This is a genomic window from Margalitia sp. FSL K6-0131, assembly GCF_038008735.1.
In the GTDB taxonomy this organism is placed as follows: Bacteria; Bacillota; Bacilli; order Bacillales; family Bacillaceae_C; genus Margalitia; species Margalitia shackletonii.
Genome location: NZ_JBBOZS010000001.1, coordinates 1,161,944 through 1,183,009, shown reverse-complemented (window position 1 = coordinate 1,183,009; position 21,066 = coordinate 1,161,944). Strand labels below are relative to the sequence as shown.

The following is a 21,066-nucleotide window of genomic DNA, read 5'->3' as shown; positions in this document are numbered from 1 at the left end:
ATAATATTACTCTTTTACAAAAAATTGTTAGATATTTAGTCTATTAAAAAACTAGGGACATTGTAGCTGCCCCTTAAATATGTGGATCACCAAAATGAGGAGTTCCATCTTCATTCCAAGAAATCATCTGTGCATGAGTATGACGGTTTGGATCCCAAAGCGGGTCGCCTTCAATCTCCTGATAGTGGCGGGCATGAAAGATTAAAATATCCGTACTTCCATCTTCAGATACAGTAAAACTATTATGACCAGGGCCAAATAAACCATTTTTCTCGTTTGTTTGAAAAATAGGCTTTTCCGATTTACTCCATGATTTTATATTTAGTAGATCGCTAGACTCATCTGCTGTTAACAATCCCATGCAATAATTAGCATCTGTTGCACTCGCTGAGTATGTAAGAAAGATCTTTCCGTTTCGCTTTAGAACGGCTGCACCTTCATTAACCATAAATCCAATCTTTTCCCAATCATATTCTGGCTTTGTAATCATTACTTGTGGAGCTTCGATAGTCCAAGGATTGACCATTCTCGCAATGTAGAGGTTAGAGTTTCCTGCTATATTCGGATCTTTTTGGGCCCAAACGTAATACCTTTCCCCTTTATGTTCAAATGTAGTGGCATCGAGGGAGAAGGATTCCCAATCCGTTTTGACTTGGCCTTTTTCGGTCCAATGCCCCTCTAAAGGATTTGCTGATTTATTTTCCAGGACATACATTCGGTGGTCAAAAATCGCATCCTCTCTTGCAGCCGCAAAATAGATATACCAGTTTCCGTCAATATAATGAATTTCAGGTGCCCATATATTAGCACTCATTGGCCCATTGTTATATTTTCTCCATATTACAACGGGACTGGCTGTGCCAAGCTCCTGTATCGTTTTAGCTCTCCTGACCTCGAGTCTGTCATATTCCGGAACGGATCCGGTAAAATAGTAATAACCATCTGTATGTTTATAAATAAACGGGTCTGCCCGTTGTTCCATAATGGGATTTTTATAAGCTGCTGCTTTTGACATATGTTCACTTCCTTACAAAATTTCACTGGCAAATTCGCGCCTTATTTTAACGATTTCATTCAAAAATTTTAAAGCCGTAAAACGGTCTCTTAGTTTATGTGCTTCATTTAATCCCTTTATGACAAGATCATTCTCAATTCCAAGCTGTTCAGGATGGGTTTCACCGCCCAGCTGCTCTACCCACTTGCGAAGCAAAATACTATCCGGTATTTGCTCATAAACTGCCTTGATTTCTTCTTTATGTTCCTTGATTTTTATATACAAATTCTCGTCTATTCCCTCCATTCCGTTACAAATGAATGGCAGGAACTCGGATTTATAGATTTTTGCAAGAATGGAAGCAGCAATCCCTACTTTAGCCCCATGCAGGACCGCTGCGCGTTTTTGCCGCAGGAATTCCATTTCCCAGTAATGAGAAAGATGATGTTCGCCGGCTGAGGCAGGATGTGAGTGCCCAAATAAAAGCATCGCCAGACCGGATGCAATCAGGGATTCTATTAATATTTGAATTCCTTCCTCATCACCTTTTTTTATTTTTTCTACATTTTTAACACTTGCATTTAGTGCATCTCGGGTAATTTGAGCCGCAGCTTTGCAATATGGCTCACCGCCAACAAGATGACCAAATTTCCAGTCCGCTAAAGAAGTAAATTTTGCTATCATATCTCCAAAGCCGGCTGCAATCATTTTTCTTGGTGCATTCTTCAAAACCGTCAAATCTGCAAATATAGCAATTGGTGAAGACATTTGGAAAGTTTTCTTTTCCCCTCTGACGATTAAAGGAGCACCCATTGAGGTAAAGCCATCAACAGACGGTGCAGTAGGAATGGAAATAAAGGGAATTCCCATCTTTGTACTGCAAAAACGAACAATATCGTGAATCGTTCCCGCCCCAACTGCAACCATGACATCCGTTTCTTTGGATGATTCTAACAGCACTTGGACCAATGCCCTTTCATCAGCAATAATATCTTGATTCTCGTCAGGAAGGATATAACATGTGGAAAAGGGAATATCAGCCCTTTCCAATTGATTTGCTAGCTCTTTCCCTGCTGCTTGAAAAGTGTGGTTATCAACAATGATTTTTACCTTTTGATAGTTTTTTTCTCCTATATAGCGAACCGCATCTTTTAAAATTTCATTGCCGACTGTTATTTTTTCAATAGTAATCGGATGATGATTACCGCAATGACAATTTTCTGCTAGAGTGGCAATCTTCGATATGAATGATTCCAATCGAACCCCTCCTGATTAATTGATAGGAAAAATACTTTCCATCATTAAAATCGAAAGAAAAGCGAATGAATTTATTTACGCTTAGCTAAACGAATCACGTTCCAGGATAACTTCGGCAATGCAGCTGTAACCAAACCGCCATCGATTGCGGCGTTTCCATTCGAATGAGGTGCCACTGGTGTATCTTTGGCTGAATTCGTTTGTTTTAAATCGTCATTTTCGAGGACTATATGTTCTATAACCTCATAACCTTCAAAATTACGAATATCACATTCAAGATGTAAACTATCTTGTAAATGACGGTTCACTGCAAATATCGTTAATTGTTCATTTTCTTCATTATATACAGCCGTTGCTTCTAAGTATGGAACATCCGTAAAATCTTTGCTATCATATTTCGGACTTGAAATGATTGGATTTAACGAAACACCCCTGCCATAAACAGATGTGTGCATATATGGATAGAAGATCGTTTGTTTCCACGCTGGACCATTCTCTTCCGTCATAATTGGCGCAATAACATTCACTAACTGGGCGAGACAAGCAATCTTTAAACGGTCAGCGTGCTTTAACATCGTAATTAGCATACAGCCTACCAACAGGGCATCTTCAAAATTATAATGATCCTCCAGTTGTGGAGGTGCGATGCTCCACGGTTCGATTAATTTATCCGCCTCATTACTGTGATACCAAACATTCCATTCGTCAAAAGATAGATTAATGTTCTTTTTACCGCGTTTTTTTGCTTTAATATAGTCAGCAATGGAAATAACCGAACGGATAAAATCATCCATCTCAAGTGATAATGCCAAATAGTTGGCGATATCATTATCACGATTCCCGTAATATTGGTGGAGCGAAATATAATCAACATGGTCATACGTATAATCAAGAACCGTTGCTTCCCAATCTGCAAAAGTCGGCATATTACGATTAGAGCTTCCGCATGCGACAAGCTCAATAGTAGGATCCACCCACTTCATCACCTTTGCTGCTTCTTGGGCAATTCGTCCATACTCAGCAGCTGTTTTATGACCAATTTGCCAAGGTCCGTCCATTTCATTTCCTAAGCACCATGTCTTAATTTTATGCGGCTCCTTGTAACCATGGGAAATCCGTAAATCACTGTAGTAGGAACCACCGGGATGATTACAATACTCCACAAGATTCCTAGCAGCATCGATACCGCGTGTTCCGAGATTTACCGCCATATTCACTTCTGCATTTACAAGCTTTGCCCACTTCATAAATTCATTTGTTCCCATTTCATTCGTTTCTGTAGTACGCCAAGCTAAGTCTAATCTGCGAGGACGGTTTTCTACCGGTCCGACCCCATCCTCCCAGTTATACCCGGAAACAAAATTTCCTCCGGGATACCTGACTATCGGTACTTGAAGTTCTTTTACCATTTCAATAACATCTTGACGGAAGCCATTTTCATCTGCTTGCGGATGACCAGGTTCATAAATTCCGCCATAAACAGCACGCCCCAGATGTTCGATAAAGGAACCGTAAATACGATTATCAATTTCTGAAATTTTAAAGTCCTTTTCTAAAATCATTTTCGCTTTATTATTCGTCATATCCATTCTCCCCTTTTCCCAGTCGCTAAAAGCACGGTGTCACTTTATCGATATACAACATCATTCCATCGTAATTCATTTGTAAAGGCATGAGTATTTGTCTCATTATTGATTAAAACCATCTCAATTCCAGTTAACGCTGCAAAATCTCGCAATTGCTCGCTCGTTACTTTATAAGAGAAGCATGTATGATGTGCCCCGCCTGCCTGCACCCAGTTTTCAACCGCTTGACTTAACGATGGCTGTGTTTTCCACAGGACTCTTGCAACAGGCAGCTTCGGCATTTCCTTGTCCGGCTGAAGTGCATCGACCTCATTGACAACAAGACGGAAACGGTGTCCAAGGTCCACAACGGTCGCAACTATGGCTGCTCCGCTTCTGCCATCAAAAACAAAGCGTGCCGGATCCTCCTTGCCGCCGATTCCAAGCGGATGAACTTCTATTTTCGGACGAGTTGCGGCTATTGTTGGACAAATCTCGAGCATATGGGAACCAAGAACCATTTCATTTCCGGCTTCAAAATGATAGGTATAGTCTTCCATGAAAGAGGTTCCTTCATTTCCGGCAATGATTTTCATTAATCTTACCAGAGCAGCGGTTTTCCAATCCCCTTCACCGGCAAATCCATAGCCCTGTTCCATTAATCGCTGGGCAGCTAGACCTGGAAGCTGGAGCATGCCATGTAAATCTTCAAAGGTTGTGGTGAAAGCAGTGTAACCTCCCTCTGTTAAAAAGGATTTCAATCCAAGTTCAATTCTGGCCTGATATCGAATGGATTCCCTTACCTCTCCTTCCTTCAATCCTTCAGGAGCGATTTCATAAAGCTTTTCATACTCGGCAACAAGCTTATTAACCTCTTGCTCGGTCACATCGTTCATTCGTTGCATGAGGTCGCCAATCCCATAGCCATCAACGGTCCAGCCAAATTTGATTTGCGCCTCTATTTTATCCCCTTCTGTAACGGCCACTTGGCGCATATTATCTCCGAATCTAGCAACCTTTAAATTTTTGCTTTCTGATAAAGCTACCGCAGTTCTCATCCAGCTGCCGATTCGCTCCCGTACCTCTTGGTTTTCCCAGTGACCCACAATCACCTTGCGCTTTACATTCAAACGGCTTGCTATAAATCCGTGTTCACGATCACCATGAGCGGACTGATTTAAATTCATAAAATCCATATCAATAGAATCCCATGGGATATCGCGATTAAATTGCGTATTTAAATGTAAAAGCGGTTTTTGTGCAGCGGACAAACCAGCAATCCACATTTTTGATGGGGAGAATGTATGCATCCATGTCACGACACCAGCACAATTTTCCGCAGCATTCGCTTCTAAAAAAAGCTTAAGGATCGAATCGGCATCCTTTACAACCGATTTAAATACAAGCTTATAAGGAATGGATGAGTCTTTATCTAAACCGCTAACCATTTCTCTTGCATTCTGTTCAACTGTTTTTAAAACATCTTCTCCATACAGCAATTGACTTCCTGTTACAAACCAAAATTCATATGTTTTTGTTGTTAACAACCTTGTTTCCTCCTTAGTAATCTAGTTATTTTTCTAACTCATGCGTACAAGTTACATTAATGTTAAAAACGTTTTACTACTTTTTCTGCCCGTAATAAGCATTTTCTCCATGCTTGCGAAGATAATGCTTATTTAATAAAAACTGATCAATTGGGGTAACTTGCGGATTAAGCTGAACGGTATGTATCGCCATTTTTGCTACTTCCTCTAAGACGACTGCATTATGCACCGCTTCACTCGCATTCTTTCCCCAGCAGAATGGGGCATGACCGGATACAAGAACACCCGGCATGGACAATGGTTCCATCCCGCCTGTTTCAAAGGCTTCAATAATGACCTTACCGGTTTCCAGTTCATAAGCTTTTTGAATCTCTTCCTTTGTTAATCCGCGTGTACATGGAATTTCACCATAGTAATAGTCCGCATGTGTCGTTCCGAGTGCAGGAATAGGAAGTCCCGCTTGTGCCCAGCTTGTTGCCCACGGTGAATGTGTATGAACAATTCCTCCTATATTAGGAAACTCTCGATACAGAACTAAATGTGTCGGTGTATCCGAAGAAGGTCTTAAGGAACCTTCAATAATTTGACCATCCAAATCTACTACAACCAGATCTTCAAGCTGCAATTCTTCATACTTAACACCGCTTGGTTTTATTACAACAAGCCCCTGTTCCCGGTCAATTCCACTTACGTTTCCCCATGTGAAGGTTACTAAACCATGTTTAGGCAGCATGAGGTTCGCTTCCAACACCTCTTTTTTCAAGTGCTCTAACATACGGTTTCCCCCTTATTACTTTGAGAACTTCTTGATTTTATTTGTTTTAACACTTTCATCACGTTATTTTCACCGCGGCCGAAATAGTCATAAAGACGAGCATATTCCTTATAAAGCTGATCATACACTTCAACGTTTTCTTTAATAGGTTGATAGATTGCTTCCTTGACTCCGCCCATGTCTTTGGCAGCTGCAGAAATACTTTCGTAACCGCCACGTTCGATTCCGGCAGCGACTGCACCGAACATTGCTGAACCTAATGCCGGTGTTTGTGACGAAGCGGAAATCTTTACATCCATATTTAATACGTCGGAGTATATTTGCATCATAAAGGCATTTTTCTCGGCAATGCCGCCGCATGCATATACTTCATTAATTGGCACACCATATTTACGGAATGTTTCGACAATCATTTTCGTACCAAAGGCTGTCGCTTCGATCAATGCGCGATAAATTTCTTCCGGCTTTGTAAGTAATGTTGCCCCTAATAACACACCTGTTAAATCAGCATCCACTAGAGTGGACCGGTTTCCATTCCACCAATCCAACGCAAGCAGCCCGCTTTCCCCAACTTGTAATGTACTCGCCTTATCTGTTAACAATTGATGAATACTGATCCCTAATTGATTCGCTTCCTCATAATAACTGGATGGAACACAATTTTCGGTAAACCATTCAAAATGATCCCCAACACATGATTGCCCAGCTTCATACCCCATGAACCCGGGAATAACACCATCTTCCACTACCCCGCACATACCTGGAACGACTTTTTCCTCGTCTCCTAATAAAATATGACAAGTAGAGGTTCCCATAATCATAAGTAATTTCCCCGGTTCCGTAATTCCCACCGCTGGTAATGACACATGGGCATCAACGTTCGCAACTGCAACAGCTGTTCCTGGACATAATCCGGTAAGCTTTGCTGCTTTTTCCGTTATTTCCCCTGCCTTCGAACCAATCGGTACAATGGTTGACGATAATTTTTCTTCTACAACATTTTCCAATCTTGGATCAAGTGCTTTGAAGAATTCCCTTGAAGGATATCCATCCTGCTTATGCCAAATTGCCTTATAACCGGCTGTACAACTATTTCTTTTTAATTCACCAGTTAATTGGTAAATCACCCAATCTGCGGCCTCTACCATTTGATCTGCAGCTTGATAAATTTCCGGCGCCTCATTCAAAATTTGCCATAGTTTTGGGAACATCCATTCAGAAGAGATTTTTCCACCATATCGTTGAAGGAATATTTCCCCTCTCTTTTCCGCGATTTCATTCAGCCGATTGGCCTCCTCCTGTGCAGCATGATGCTTCCAAAGCTTCACATAACTATGCGGGTTACTCGAAAATTCCGCTGTCATACATAGCGGTGTTCCATTGCAATCTATCGGGAGTACAGTACACGCTGTAAAATCAATTCCCAATCCAATAACATGATTCGGAGAAACATTCGCTTTCTTTAATACTTCTGGAATGGTACACTGCAAAACTTCTAAATAGTCTGCAGGATGTTGCAATGCCCAATCAATTCCTAATTTGGTCTTTCCATCGGGTAAAAATTCATCCATTACACCGTGAGTATATTCCTTTACGGCAGTCGCAACCTCTTTACCCGTTCCAACTTCAACAAGAACAGCTCTGCCTGATTGCGTACCATAATCCACACCAATCGTATATTTAACCATGACATCACACCTTTCTGGAATAGAATCCTCTCAAACATTCAAATGATATTTGTTCTTGTGCTAGTTCACCTTTTAAAGAATAAGGAAGCATTTTTGTCTTTCGGAGGGAGCCCGGCTAGTGTTCGAACAATGCGCCCGCACTTTTCTTATAAAGCACTTGCCAAATTGCATTTATTCATCAATACTAGAATACGGAAGACCTTCAATGCATCGTCCCCTTTTGTCCATAACTCATACAATTTAAAAAATTCCTGCTCCTTATGTAACAACAAAGATGAAAGCGTTATCTAATTACACATAAATATATTACACTTGTTCGTACATGTCAACGGAATTTATCACATAATTCGCCCAATTTGTACGAATGAAATATCTTGATTCTCTATATAAACATTGATTTACTAGTCTTTTATAAATTATTTATATTAATGAAGAGTAGCATTTTATGCTGTGAATTTAGTAGTATCTTTTTAAAATGTTGTATATTATAATAATTGTACGTATAAGTAGTTACTGTTTGTTTTTTATTGGAAAGTGGTGAAAAAATGGCGCAACAAACGAAATATAATATGGTGAAAGAAAAGATAAAAAGTTGGATTCTAAATGGGGATGTAAAGCCTGGAGAAAAAATATACTCTGAAAATGAGCTCGTAAAAATGTTAGGGGTAAGCCGTCATACTGTCCGTCAAGCTATCGGCGATTTGGTTCACGAAGGATGGCTGTATAGAGAACAAGGTGCAGGAACGTTTTGTTCAAATAGATTCGAACAAAATCAACAAACAGGTACTCTGCAGCCAGCGGTAAATGGAAAAAACATAGGCATTATTACAACCTATATTTCCGATTATATTTTCCCTTCCATTATAAAGGGAATTGAATCCTACTTAACTGATATGGGATATTCTTTAACGCTGGCATGCACGGATAACGATTTGGAAAAAGAAAAACAGTGCTTGCAAAGTATGCTGAGCAGAAACATCGATGGGCTTATTGTGGAGCCGACAAAAAGCGGCAGCTTCAATCCCAACATGAATTACTATCTGGAATTGGAACAAAAAAATATCCCTTACTTAATGATTAACCAATTTTATTCGCAACTAGCTCCTCCACATATTATTGTAGATGATGAGAAGGGCGGATTTATTGCGACGGAACATTTACTTAAATTAAATCACCGGAAAATTATTGGAATTTTTAAAACAGATGATTTACAAGGTGTTTACCGGATGCAAGGATTTATCCGGGCATTTAGAGAAAATGGTATTCCGTTGTCCCCAGAAATGATTATTACCTATACAACAGAAGAACTTAATAACGGATTATTAGAAAAAATAAAAGCTTTATTAATTTCTTCCAAGAAGCCTACTGGCATTATTTGTTATAATGATCAAATTGCATTATCCGTACTGGATATTCTTAGAGAACTGAAGATGAGCGTTCCAGAAGATATCTCCATCGTCGGATATGATGATTCCTCATTGGCTGAAGCTTCGGAAGTGAAACTGACATCCATTACCCATCCAAAGATGCAAATGGGAATCGATGCTGCTAAATGGATTGTATCTGCGGTAGAACAAAATAATCCGGATGTTATGAGGCAAAAATCAATTATTTACGATCCTGAAATAGTTATTAGAAGTTCTACTTCTCTATTAAATTAGCTGTACGGTTCCTTGAATGCAAGCAGGCACAAAGTGACTATACTTTGTGCCTTTAGAATATTTCACAACTGAATTGCATGATAAAATGTATCCATAATGTGGGCTAATTATTTTTAATAGAAATCTCAAGCACCAGCAATATTCCCTTGATGCATAATCTGTTCATCATCAATAAAAACATCCGGTTTATTTACAACTCCATCAATATGAACCCCTGCAGAGATAGTGCCGCCAAAAGTATTATTGCTTCCGAAGGCTACATGGATGGTTCCGTATACTTTTTCATCTTCCAATACTACTCCTGTAATTCTAGCTTTTTCATTTGTTCCGATTCCAAATTCAGCAAGGAAGCTGGGGCCTGACCAATTGTAATCATACCAAGCCTCTCCATCACACTACCACCATTTAATGGCCGGCTTTTAAAATAAGTAGTTTTGATAATGTGTTTAAAATCATTAGCGGACATGGAATCCGTTATTTCTATGAAATAACCCTATTTTAAGGGTTTAGTGGACACTGAGTACGCTATTTAGGGAAAAACACAGGGAAACTACTCCCTTTTTACAAAATAACGGAACCTATGTCCGCAAATAGCATAAATACACCCATTTTGGCGCAAATAACGGAACGGGTGTCCGCCAAACTCAGATGACCAATCACTAGCGGACACGAAATCCTTTATTTCTATTAAATGACAATGAGTCTCTTCAGTAAAGATATCTAATTGACCCTTTTTACCATTATAGACCAATACTAAATTTACTAGCTTTCAAAAAAAGTCACACGAAGCAAACATCCCCTCAAAAAATGACATGCAAGTACTCTCCTCGTATACTTTTTAAAAAGAATATTTTAGAAGAGTCCAATTAAAAAATTTTTTCAAAACATTGATTGGACCCAATGACAATAGCGAAGAAAACGTTTACAAATTATGATGTTTATGAGGAGGATAAATCATGTTTGATCACCGCTCCATACAATTACTAGACCAAATGATCCAATATCGTCGCTCAGCAATTCCGGAATTAATGCGAAAACTGAAATTATCGCCTCGTCAATTTCACTATGATCTTGAAAAATTAAATGATGGATTGATAGACATTCAGCTTCCGCCTATCAAACTAATGGATAATTATTTTAAGGTGGATGATTCACTTATTGAAAGGTGGCAGAAAGGAAATTTACCTATCAAAAAAAATCAATTATTTTTTCAAGAAACAGAAAGAGTTTATTTAATTTATCTGTATACGTTTATACGTAGTGAACCCGTTTCTAATATGCATTATCAATCATTATTACAAGTTAGTCGAAATACTGCATTAACAGATGTAAAGAAGGTACGTGAGTTTTGCCAATCTATGAATGTAGAATTGCTATACAATCGTACAAATGGCTACCATCTTAAGGGCACAGAAGAAGACAAACGTCGGATTGCATCTCTTTGCTTAGGATCCATTTTACAATTACCGCTCGGTCGATTAGGCATCGAGCATATTATGGCAAATTGGAAAAAGGATTTAGAGATTGAGGGTATCCGGAGAAAAATGGAGACCCTTGCGAAACAGTTTTCTGTACAGTTTGTAAAGGATCGGATTGAAGAGCTTTGTTATTTGCTGGCTTTTATAAAAGAAAGACATCAAAGGCAGGCAATCGATTATCCCGAAGAAAAACGGACACTTGTTATAAAACAACCTTTATACGAAATGGGAACACAATTAGCCTATGATTTGTTTGGTGAAACAATTCAAGGTGAATCCTTGTATATAACCATTCAATTATTGTCTGCTGTCCAAGGGTCATCAAAAGAAATTCAAGATCCATTGCTCATAAAAATTGCCGATGAAATCATCGAGCATTTTGAAAGGATCACTTTAATTACGATTAATGAAAAAGCAAAGTTAAGGGATAGCCTGTATGCCCATCTTGTTCCAGCGTATTTTCGAATACAATTTGGGATTCCAATCGCGAACCCGCTTATTGACAAAATTAAAGAGGAACACAAAGAATTATTTTCCTTTGTTAAGAAAGCGTTGTTCCCATTAGAACAATCAACCCAGAAGATGATCTCCGATGAAGAGGTTGGGTACTTCACTCTTCATTTTGGTGGCCAGTTCGCTGAACGTAAAAAAGAGCCACGACAATATCGTGCCTTAATTGTGTGCCCAAATGGGATCAGCTCATCCCTAATGATGCGATCTCAATTGCAGCAAATTTTTCCGGAAATTTCATTTTCCAATCCAACATCTCTAGAACAGGCGAAGGAAATGGATCCGGATAGCTATGACATGATCTTTTCAACCGTTTATCTTGCTTCGCCGAAACCATTATATTTAATGCAACCGTTACTGAGTACGGTTGAGAAAAATTTCCTTATTCAAGCAGTAACTACTGATTTTAGCTCATTAGATTATCGAACGGTTTCAGTCGAAGAATTAATGGAAATCATTCATCGTTATGCAGATGTGAAAGAGGAAAAAAAATTATATGAAGCCATCTCTACGAAACTATGGATCAAGAAATCAACAGAAAGGAGATATGCTCCCATGCTTTCAGAGATTCTTACAAAAGATATGATCCAATTTACGGATGAACCCCTTGATTGGAAAACAGCTATTCGAATGGCTGCCGAACCATTACAAAAAACGCAAAAAATCCAAAACACTTATATCGATGCAATGATTAAAAAAGTAACCGATATTGGAGCGTATATCTATCTTGGAAAAGGAATTGCCATCCCTCACGCGCGTCCAGAGGAAGGTGTGAATCAGCTAGGCATGTCATTTCTTCGTACAAAAACACCAGTGTTGCTACTGGATGACCAAGAGCGACCGACAGATATCTTCATTTGCTTAGCAGCAATTGATAATCACACACATTTAAAAGCGCTCTCGCAGTTAACAAAATTCTTATCAAATGATGATTCTCTGCAAGCACTGAAAGAAGTTGCTACAGCGGAAGAACTCATCCATTTAATTAAAAAAGGAGAGGAAGAATAATGAAAATTTTAGCGGTTTGTGGATCAGGGTTAGGAACAAGCTTCATGGTAGAAATGAATATTAAACAAATTTTAGATGAGTTAGGTGTTACAGGTGTGGAAGTAGAACACTCTGATTTAAGTTCCGCAACACCTGGTGATGCAGATGTATTTTTCTTAGCAAAAGACATCGCGGAAGGCGGCGCTGGTTTGGGTGAAGTAGTTGTTCTTGAAAGCATTATCGATATGGATGAACTCCGCACAAAGGTAACAGAGGTTTTACGACAAAAAAATGTCATTTAATAGAAGGGTGAGGAAAAATGAATAAAGTTTTGAGTGTTTTAGTCGACATTTTAAGAGAACCTTCCATTCTAGTAGCATTAATGGCTTTAATCGGGTTATTGGCACAAAAGAAAAAGCTTCCTGATATCATCAAAGGAACCACGAAAACCTTTGTCGGATTTCTAGTTATCGCAGCTGGGGCAGGAATCTTACAAAACGCTCTAGCTCCCTTTGGTGACATGTTTCAACATGCCTTTCATGTGAAAGGGGTTGTTCCTAACAATGAAGCAATCGTAGCGATCGCTCTTACCAAATATGGTACTAATACTGCACTTATAATGTTTTTCGGTATGATCGCGAATATCTTAATTGCTCGCTTTACCCGTTTTAAATATATTTTCTTAACAGGACATCATACCCTTTATATGGCATGTATGATTGCTGTTATTATGACGGTTGCCGGATTTACTACTGCACCTCTTATTATTCTTGGAGCTATCGCATTAGGAATCATCATGTCCCTATCTCCAGCGATGCTGCAGCCTTTTATGAGAAAGCTGACGGGCAATGATAATGTAGCGCTTGGTCATTTTGGCGGCGTTGGTTATGCGCTAAGTGGCTTAGTAGGAAAAGCGGTTGGAGGTAAAAATCCAAAATCGACAGAAGATATTAATTTTCCAAAAGGGTTGGGGTTCCTTCGTGACAGTACCGTTAGTATTGCGTTAACAATGGCCGTTATTTATATAATCGTTGCCCTTTTTGCTGGTCCATCTTACATTCAGGGACACCTTAGCAATGGCCAAAACTATATTGTATTTTCTCTTATCCAAGCAGGAACATTTGCAGCCGGCGTATTCATCATCCTATCAGGTGTACGTTTAGTACTTGCAGAAATTGTTCCGGCATTTAAAGGTATTTCAACGAAAATTGTTCCAAATGCAAAACCGGCACTGGATTGCCCAATTGTTTATCCTTTTGCACCTAATGCTGTATTAATTGGCTTCTTCTCAAGCTTCGTTGGCGGTATTGTGAGTATGCTCATCATGACATTCACAGGTGGGGTCATTATTTTACCTGGTGTCGTTCCACACTTTTTCACCGGGGCAACAGCTGGAGTACTCGGGAATGCAACCGGCGGTGTGCGCGGGTCCGTAATTGGATCCTTTGTAAATGGTATTCTCATCAGCTTTTTACCTGTTTTCTTAATGCCAGTTCTTGGAGATTTAGGATTTGCAAACTCCACCTTCTCAGATGCCGACTTTGGAGTAGCTGGTATTTTCCTTGGATCATTGGCAAATCACGGTGGAAAAGGTGCAATCATCGTTGGAATCCTAGTTGTTTTAGCGATTATGTTTCTTTTCAACTTTCTCAAAAAAGCAAAGGATATGAACTCTAATATTAAAGCATAAGAAAAGTCGTCGGCACCCCACCCGTTGGGCTGCCGATTGATTTTTTAATAAATTTCAAGGAGGACTTAGCATTGGTAACTGTAACTAACTCACTATCTGCCTTCGCAGACAAAATACGTTACTACACATTAAAAGAATTAGGTCATACTGGGTTCGGACATTATGGCGGGAGTCTATCTATTGTGGAAGTGTTGGCTGTTCTATATGGAAAACATATAAATAAACAGGTTCATGACCCCTACAACCCAGACCGTGATTATTTTGTGCTTTCAAAAGGTCATGGGGGTCCAGCTTTATATGCGACACTCTTCTTAAAAGGTTTTATTTCAGAAGACGTCCTCTATTCTTTAAATCAAAACGGTACTACATTGCCGTCACACCCTGATCGCAACTTAACTCCTGGGGTTGAGATGACTACAGGTTCATTAGGTCAAGGTATTTCAGTAGCGGCCGGTATTGCTTATAGTAATAAGCTTGATGGACGTTCCAATTATACGTACTGTATTGTTGGGGATGGAGAGCTAAACGAGGGAGAATGCTGGGAAGCTTTTCAATTTGCTGGACATCATCGCTTAAACCATTTAATTGTTTTTATTGATGATAACAAAAAACAATTAGATGGCCCTACGAAGGATATTATTGATCCGCTTGATTTTGTTGAAAAAATGAAATCATTTGGTTTTGCATCCTGCCGAGTGGACGGCAGCTCTACTACTGCAATAGATGAGGCAATCGAGCAAGCAAAGCTGGTTACAGACAAACCGATTGCCATCGTCCTTGATACGATAAAAGGACAAGGTGTGCCATATCTGGAACAAAAAGCGGATAATCATCACATTCGCCCTAATGAAGAAGATAAAAAAGCCTTGCAAGAAGCCATTGAACAGTTAGAACAACGCATAAAGGATGGTGAAAGAGCATGACACAAACCCTACAATTGGATGCATTAGAAATGAGACAAGTATACGCAAAAACGTTAAAGGAACTAGCTGCTGCAGATGATCGAGTTATTGCTTTAGAAGCGGATTTAAGCAGATCCATGTCGACTGGTCGTTTAAAAGATGAGATTCCAAATCAATATTTAAATCTTGGAATTATGGAAGCGAACATGATGGGGGTTACTGCAGGACTTTCCCTTACAGGACGAAAACCATTCGTCCATTCCTTCGGGCAATTTGTGACACGCCGCGCTTTTGATCAAATATTTGTGTCCTTAGCCTATGCGAAATTAAATGCTGTACTTGTTGGTTCAGATGCTGGTGTTACAGCGGAACATAATGGCGGTACTCATATGACTTTTGAAGATATGGGGCTCATGCGTGAAGTTCCAAATGCAAAAGTATACGAAGTAAGTGACGCTGTTCAATTTGCATATATCCTTCGAAAAGCTTACCGTGAAGGCGGAGTTAACTATATCCGTACGATTCGAAAAAATGCCGTTCACCTATATGAAGAAGGCGAAACCTTTGAAAAAGTAAAGGTTCTTACAGAAGGAAAAGATATTACGATTGTTGCTTGTGGTATCCTTGTTGCCGAAGCACTTAAAGCAGCAGAGCAATTAAAGGAAAAAGGAATCTCCGCTACTGTTATCGATATGTTCTCAATAAAACCATTAGATGTTGAAACACTTATAGCTTCCGCTAAACAAACTGGTGCCGTTTTAACAGCTGAAAATCACAATGTGAATGGCGGATTAGGAAGTGCTGTAGCGGAAGTCTTGGGCGAAAACTATCCTGTTCCGCTTTACCGGATTGGCGTTCGTGAACAATTCGGCCAAGTAGGAAAACTGGATTATTTAAAAGAATTTTATGGATTAACCGCTTCGAATATCGTTGAACATGCTCAAAAACTAGTACAACGAAAAAAATAATATAAGCCGATAAAACCAACTTTTTAATAGATTACTTTTGGGGCCATATTGGCCTCTTTTCTTTGGTGGGACAAGGGGACCAATCTTGCTAACAAATCCCATGATATAATAAACCGTGAAAAATTATTACCTATAGGAAGTGACAGAGATGACAGCTATATTTTTTGATTTAGATGACACATTGTACAATCAACTACAACCCTTTCAAAGTGCATACAATGCTGTATTCTCTCACATAACGAATATTTCAATCTTGGAATTGTTTAAAAAGAGCAGAGAGTATAGTGATAGGGTTTTTCACTTAACGGAGTCTGGAGAAATGCCTGTCGAGGAGATGCATCGAAACCGAGTTGTTTATGCATTTGACCACTTTGGTTATCAAATTTCCAAAGAAGAAGCGATGGAATTTCAAAAAATATATAAAGACCATCAATATAAAATTTCTTTAGTTCCGGAAATGGAAAATATCTTAAACTATCTATCAACCAAAAACATTCCTTTATATATTCTTACAAATGGTCCATCCAATCACCAACGATTAAAAATAGAAGCATTAAATCCGTTTCAGTGGATTCCAAAGAATCATATTTTCATTTCAAGTGAAGTAGGATATGCCAAGCCTCAAATAGAATTATTTGAGCATGTTAATGCACAAACCAAAACAACTGCATCTACCTCCTTCATAATTGGAGATTCATATGAAAATGATATTATTGGTGCGAATAATGCAGACTGGAACTCCATTTGGCTCAATACAAAACAAAGAAAGATGCCTTTAAATCAAAGACATCCAAATTATGAAGTAACCTCTTATCAGAAATTAGAGGAAATAATAAAGAATATTTTCTAAAAGGAATATGGGGACATGTTCCTCGTCCCATTTTCATTGTTCGTAAACGAAATGAACGGGGATATGATCCCCGTCCAACTTGGAAAAGGACATGTCCCCTAATTGCAAATCATGGATGCGAAGTCTCTAGGGTAGTAAGTGAGCATTTCCATGCCATTTTCCGTAACGAGTACAGTATCGGAATGTCTGAATCCGCCTAATCCTCTTACGTAAATACCTGGTTCAACAGTAAATACCATTCCTGGCTGCATAATCGTTTCTTCTCCAAGATCGAAGAATGGGGCTTCATGGCCTAATAAACCAATATTGTGACCTGTATGGTGTTGGACAAGGTGCTGTACCCCCGCTTCTTTAAAATACTTTTGAACCTCTTGTTCCACATGTGAGCATGGAATTCCAGGACGGATGGATCTAAAAGCAACATCTTGCGCCTCGTACATTATATTAAAATATTTTTCTTGCTCCTTGCTTGCTTCTTGCACAAACATCGTGCGCTCAAGCTCGCTATGATATCCCCACACAGTAGCTGCTGCTCCCGTTACTAGAGTATCTCCTTTTTTCAACACAATATTTTGTGTCACCGCATGCGGGAATGCAGACATTGGGCCAACTTGACCTCGGAAAACGGCAAATGCAGTACTTCCATGAGGTTTATAATCTTTTCCGAGCGTTTCAATCATTGCCATTGTTGCTTCAGAGGATGCTCTACTGGTTATTTCAATTTCGCTTAGCCCTGGCTTGGAGTATTTTTGAAGCAGACGATGAGCGAGATTTCCCCAACGACAGGATTCTTTAATTAGCTCCACTTCATTAGGAGATTTAATAAAACGCATTTCTTCCACAATACCCTTAACGGAAACAAATTCTTTTGCACTTAAGAAATCACTCACAACTGGTCCCCTATATCCACTTGGAGAACCATAACCTATCGCATCATAGCCAACCGTTTTTCCTTCAAAGCCCGCATTATATAATGCATCTTTGAAGTATTCCATTGGATGTCGAAGTCCAGGATATTCTGGATAAGAATGAACAACATTAACATTAGCAAATTCTTCTGCATGCTCATGCTCCAGTGCAGGAACTAATAAGTGGGTTTGCTTATTCGGGTCGATAAAAAATCCAATTGGCCTTTCTGTCGGATGAAAATGAAACCCTGTTAGATAAAAAATATCTGTTACACTAAACAACACAGCACAATCAATCTGTTTATCTTGTAAAATTCCAAAAAACTTTTCCTGTCTTTCTAAAATTTCCTCTTTTGGTATAGCTAGTAACATATTCAACACTCCTTCTTTTATTTTGTATATAAATGACAAGCCACAGTGTGACCATCATCAAACGAAATAACAGGGGGTTTTTCCCTTTTGCAAATCTCCATACAGGAAGCACACCGTGGATGAAAAGTACAGCCACTTGGCGGATTCGCAGGACTTGGAACATCCCCCGATAAAACGATTCTTTCTTTCTTTTCATCTGGATGATTAATTGGAACTGCTGATATAAGTGCTTTTGTATAGGGATGTTTCGGATCTGTAAAAAGCTGCTCCGTTTCTGCTAGCTCTACTATCTTTCCTAGATACATGACAGCTACCCTATCGGTTATATGCCTTACTACACCAAGATCGTGAGAAATGAATATATAAGTGAGATGGAATTTTTTTTGCAACTGTAATAATAGATTAATAACTTGCGATTGAACGGAAACATCCAAGGCGGATACCGGTTCATCCGCTACTATTAATTCCGGGTTTAATATAACCCCTTTTGCAATTCCAATTCTTTGTCTTTGTCCACCGGAAAATTCATGTGGATAACGCTCTAAATGATAGGAGGACAAGCCAACTATTTCTAATATCTCAACTGCCTTTTCCAGTCTCTCTTTCTTTGAATATAGATTATGGACTCTTAAAGGTTCCGTTAATATTTGCTTAATCGTCTTTTTTGGATTAAGAGAGGCATACGGATCTTGGAACACCATTTGCATTTTCCGTCTTAATTTTCGCATTTTTCCATACGGCAAAAGATTGATATCGTTTCCCTCAAAAAGAATTTGCCCCTCTGTAGGTTGATCCAGCCTTAATATTGTTCTGCCTGTTGTGGATTTGCCACATCCGCTTTCTCCTACAATCCCAAATGTTTCCCCCTTATGAACGCGAAAGGAAATGTCATCAACAGCCTTTACCTTGATATTTTCCTTAAACCATCCTTGATGGATGTCATAAAACTTTTTTAAACCCTTTACTTCTAAAATCGCCTCATTTGACATGTGACATCACCTCTTGCGTTTCTGCCTCATATAACCAACAACGACAGGATTGGTTGTTAAGTTTTAAAAGCGGTGGTCTTTCGATTCTACACTTATCAAAGACATGTGGGCATCTTGTGGAAAAAGCACACCCTTTTGGGATTTCATCCGGTCTTGGGACATTCCCCTTGATAGAATATAGACTTTGTTTTCTTTCGTTCATTTTTGGTAATGAAGCCAAAAGACCCTGTGAATAAGGATGCTTCGGATCATTAAAAAGCGTACGAACATCTGTATTTTCGACAATCTGACCAGCGTACATGACAATGACTCTGTCGCAAGTTTCTGCAATGACTCCAAGATCATGAGTTATTAACAACATTGCCATCTGATTCTCACGTTTGATTTTCTTCATTAAATCTAATATTTGGGCTTGTATAGTAACATCCAAGGCAGTTGTCGGTTCATCCGCAATTAATAGCTTGGGCTTGCAAAGCATAGCCAATGAAATCATTACTCTTTGGCGCATTCCGCCGGAAAGCTGATGTGGATATTCGTCTATTATTTCCTCCGATCTAGGGATACCCACGAGTTTTAGCATTTCGATAATTCTTTGACGGATTTCCTTTTTGCCAAGCTTTGTATGCTGTCTAAGCGGCTCACTAAGCTGTTCGCCGATGGTGAAAACCGGATTCAGAGATGTCATTGGCTCTTGAAAAATCATTGCAATATCATTGCCTCTTAATTTCCTCATTTCACGATCATTTAAATGGGAGATTTTTTTCCCTTCCAGCAATATTTCGCCTTCTGCTATGTAACCTGTTGGAGAAGGAAGCAACCCCATAACGGCCAATGATGTCACACTTTTTCCACAGCCCGATTCTCCTACAATCCCCAGTGTTTCCCCTTCATTAACCTGAAAATCAACACCGCTGACTGGTTGAACAATACCCATAGAAGTTTTAAATTGAACTTGCAAATTTTTCACTTCAAGAATCTTGTTATTCACTGCTCCTCCCTTTTTTTGCATCACGAATCCCCCTTCATTTCCGGATCAAGTTCGTCTCGAAGCCAATCGCCAAATAAATTTACCCCTAATGTAGTAATGACAATGGCAAGTCCCGGGAATGTAATGAGCCACCATGAATTAAAGATATAATCCTTCCCTTCATTCAACATATTTCCCCATGCAGGCTGTGGCGGTTGAACCCCAAATCCCAGAAAACTGACCGATGCTTCAGCAATAATAAAGGAAGCTACTTGTAAGGAAGATAAGACAATAATTGGTGTGAAAAGGTTTGGCAGAATATGCTTCACAATGATTTCCCACCTTGGCACCCCCGTTGCCACACATGAAAGAATAAACTCCTTTTCTCTTAGTGCTAGCACTTCACTTCTAACAACACGGGCAAAAATCACCCAACCACCGATAACTAGCGAAATAATGATATTTTTCAATCCTGCTCCAAGAACAGCGTTGACCACTAATACTAGTAAAATAAAAGGAAAACTAAGTTGAACATCCACAATTCTCATTAAAATAACATCGATCCATCCGCGAAAATAACCGGAAATAATCCCAATTATGCTTCCTATTAAACCGGAAAGAAATACTGTAGTGACTCCAATAAGTAAGGAGATTTTTGTTCCGGCAATAATTCGTGACAGAATATCACGACCAAGCTGATCTGTTCCCAGTATATGACCCTTCGTCATAGGAGGCAGAAGTTTGTCCCCAAAACTTGCCTTTAAAGGATCAAATGGAGCAATCCAACTACCGGCAACACCAAGGACTAGTAAAAAAATAATTATAATAAATCCCGCTAATCCTGTTTTGCTTTTCCTAAGTTGCTTAAAAAAATGTCTTACTTTCGATCTCTTTTTTACGGAAGGCAATATGACAGCAGGGTTCACTTCATTTTCCAAGATCATTTTCGACATTCCAC

17 protein-coding genes and 1 pseudogene are annotated in these 21,066 nt (G+C 39.2%); 7 read left to right on the top strand and 11 right to left on the bottom strand.

What is annotated here, in order from left to right; all coding sequences use genetic code 11:
- Positions 1–73 precede the first annotated feature (73 nt).
- From NSQ59_RS05760 to araB, 6 genes are all read right to left on the bottom strand, one after another.
- Positions 74–1,015 carry a glycoside hydrolase family 43 protein gene (locus NSQ59_RS05760; RefSeq protein WP_340830011.1) on the bottom strand — a complete coding sequence of 314 codons (942 nt, stop codon included), beginning with the start codon at positions 1,013–1,015 and terminating at the stop codon, positions 74–76.
- A gap of 12 nt (positions 1,016–1,027) precedes the next feature.
- Positions 1,028–2,251, bottom strand: coding sequence for a sn-glycerol-1-phosphate dehydrogenase (locus tag NSQ59_RS05755; protein ID WP_340830007.1), 1,224 nt, complete (start codon positions 2,249–2,251; stop codon positions 1,028–1,030).
- 71 nt (positions 2,252–2,322) lie between these two features.
- The gene (gene arfA, locus NSQ59_RS05750) at positions 2,323–3,834 is read right to left on the bottom strand and encodes an arabinosylfuranosidase ArfA (RefSeq protein ID WP_340830006.1); all 1,512 of its coding nucleotides are present in this window, start codon (positions 3,832–3,834) and stop codon (positions 2,323–2,325) included.
- 44 nt (positions 3,835–3,878) lie between these two features.
- Complete coding sequence (gene araA / locus NSQ59_RS05745) at positions 3,879–5,363, bottom strand: L-arabinose isomerase (RefSeq protein WP_340830004.1); 1,485 nt, start codon at positions 5,361–5,363, stop codon at positions 3,879–3,881.
- A gap of 76 nt (positions 5,364–5,439) precedes the next feature.
- Positions 5,440–6,138 carry an L-ribulose-5-phosphate 4-epimerase gene (gene araD, locus NSQ59_RS05740; protein WP_055738560.1) on the bottom strand — a complete coding sequence of 233 codons (699 nt, stop codon included), beginning with the start codon at positions 6,136–6,138 and terminating at the stop codon, positions 5,440–5,442.
- The gene (gene araB / locus NSQ59_RS05735; RefSeq protein WP_340830002.1) at positions 6,132–7,826 is read right to left on the bottom strand and encodes a ribulokinase; all 1,695 of its coding nucleotides are present in this window, start codon (positions 7,824–7,826) and stop codon (positions 6,132–6,134) included. The genes araD and araB overlap by 7 nt, the downstream gene beginning before the upstream one ends.
- A gap of 545 nt (positions 7,827–8,371) precedes the next feature.
- Between araB and NSQ59_RS05730 the strand changes: the two genes are divergently transcribed.
- Positions 8,372–9,487, top strand: coding sequence for a GntR family transcriptional regulator (locus NSQ59_RS05730; RefSeq protein ID WP_340830000.1), 1,116 nt, complete (start codon positions 8,372–8,374; stop codon positions 9,485–9,487).
- Positions 9,488–9,612: 125 nt separating this feature from the next.
- Here the strand turns inward: NSQ59_RS05730 and NSQ59_RS05725 are convergent.
- A pseudogene (locus NSQ59_RS05725) lies at positions 9,613–9,834 on the bottom strand (aminopeptidase); the annotation flags it as partial.
- A 609-nt stretch (positions 9,835–10,443) separates the two neighbouring features.
- Between NSQ59_RS05725 and NSQ59_RS05720 the strand changes: the two are divergent.
- From NSQ59_RS05720 to NSQ59_RS05695, 6 genes are all read left to right on the top strand, one after another.
- Positions 10,444–12,483 (top strand): BglG family transcription antiterminator, encoded by a 2,040-nt coding sequence (locus NSQ59_RS05720; RefSeq protein WP_340829998.1) that lies wholly within the window; start codon positions 10,444–10,446, stop codon positions 12,481–12,483.
- Complete coding sequence (locus NSQ59_RS05715) at positions 12,483–12,764, top strand: PTS sugar transporter subunit IIB (protein ID WP_055738556.1); 282 nt, start codon at positions 12,483–12,485, stop codon at positions 12,762–12,764. The genes NSQ59_RS05720 and NSQ59_RS05715 overlap by 1 nt, the downstream gene beginning before the upstream one ends.
- A gap of 17 nt (positions 12,765–12,781) precedes the next feature.
- Positions 12,782–14,152: a PTS ascorbate transporter subunit IIC gene (locus NSQ59_RS05710; RefSeq protein ID WP_340829995.1), complete on the top strand. Its 1,371-nt coding sequence runs from the start codon at positions 12,782–12,784 to the stop codon at positions 14,150–14,152.
- Positions 14,149–15,075, top strand: a complete 927-nt coding sequence (locus NSQ59_RS05705; RefSeq protein WP_321198502.1) for a transketolase — start codon at positions 14,149–14,151, stop codon at positions 15,073–15,075. Before NSQ59_RS05710 ends, NSQ59_RS05705 begins: the two co-directional genes overlap by 4 nt.
- Positions 15,072–16,022: a transketolase family protein gene (locus tag NSQ59_RS05700; RefSeq protein WP_340829994.1), complete on the top strand. Its 951-nt coding sequence runs from the start codon at positions 15,072–15,074 to the stop codon at positions 16,020–16,022. The genes NSQ59_RS05705 and NSQ59_RS05700 overlap by 4 nt, the downstream gene beginning before the upstream one ends.
- Positions 16,023–16,170: 148 nt before the next feature.
- Entirely contained in the window at positions 16,171–16,872 is a 702-nt protein-coding gene (locus NSQ59_RS05695; RefSeq protein WP_126648035.1) for an HAD family hydrolase, read from the top strand.
- A 98-nt stretch (positions 16,873–16,970) separates the two neighbouring features.
- Here NSQ59_RS05695 and NSQ59_RS05690 read toward each other — a convergent pair whose 3' ends face one another.
- Genes NSQ59_RS05690 through NSQ59_RS05675 form a run of 4 tightly spaced genes read right to left on the bottom strand, consistent with a single transcriptional unit; the run spans position 16,971 to position 21,061 of the window.
- The gene (locus tag NSQ59_RS05690) at positions 16,971–18,152 is read right to left on the bottom strand and encodes a M24 family metallopeptidase (RefSeq protein WP_055738551.1); all 1,182 of its coding nucleotides are present in this window, start codon (positions 18,150–18,152) and stop codon (positions 16,971–16,973) included.
- A 17-nt stretch (positions 18,153–18,169) separates the two neighbouring features.
- On the bottom strand, positions 18,170–19,141 hold the full coding sequence (locus tag NSQ59_RS05685; RefSeq protein WP_340829988.1) for an ABC transporter ATP-binding protein: 972 nt from the start codon (positions 19,139–19,141) through the stop codon (positions 18,170–18,172).
- Positions 19,131–20,150, bottom strand: a complete 1,020-nt coding sequence (locus tag NSQ59_RS05680; protein ID WP_340829986.1) for an ABC transporter ATP-binding protein — start codon at positions 20,148–20,150, stop codon at positions 19,131–19,133. The genes NSQ59_RS05685 and NSQ59_RS05680 overlap by 11 nt, the downstream gene beginning before the upstream one ends.
- Positions 20,150–21,061: an ABC transporter permease gene (locus tag NSQ59_RS05675; protein ID WP_321198498.1), complete on the bottom strand. Its 912-nt coding sequence runs from the start codon at positions 21,059–21,061 to the stop codon at positions 20,150–20,152. The genes NSQ59_RS05680 and NSQ59_RS05675 overlap by 1 nt, the downstream gene beginning before the upstream one ends.
- Between the last annotated feature and the right edge of the window lie 5 nt (positions 21,062–21,066).